This window comes from Arthrospira sp. PCC 8006, assembly GCF_046480465.1.
GTDB lineage: Bacteria > Cyanobacteriota > Cyanobacteriia > Cyanobacteriales > Microcoleaceae > Limnospira > Limnospira platensis.
The window spans coordinates 1-290 of record NZ_PKGG01000648.1 but is presented as its reverse complement, the minus strand read 5'-3'; the positions used below and the strand labels follow the sequence as shown (position 1 = coordinate 290).

The 290-nt window shown below is 47.6% G+C and carries 1 protein-coding gene; it reads right to left on the bottom strand.

Features of this window, described 5'->3' with window-relative positions; genetic code table 11:
- Positions 1–16: 16 nt before the first annotated feature.
- On the bottom strand, positions 17–290 hold a 274-nt coding region (locus B9T16_RS29730), incomplete at its 5' end, for a calcium-binding protein (RefSeq protein WP_410246499.1).

Genomic DNA, 290 nt, shown 5'->3' with positions numbered 1-290 from the left:
ATAGGGTGTCATCATGTCAACCGCCATAGAGGGTATTGTTATCATTTCCTCCATCTAAGAAGTCGTTATTTTGACCCACATACAGGAGATCATTACCCCCACCTCCGATAAGAGTGTCATTCCCCGTAAAACCATAGAGGGTATTGTTACCACCCCCACCATAGAGCAAATCATTTCCTTCTGTTCCCAAGATTAAACTAGTACCGTCGCCACCCTCAAAAACATGATCTGCACTGGGTAGAGTCGGCGTGGGAGTTGGTGTGGGTGTCGGTTCCGAAGGTGTAGGTGTG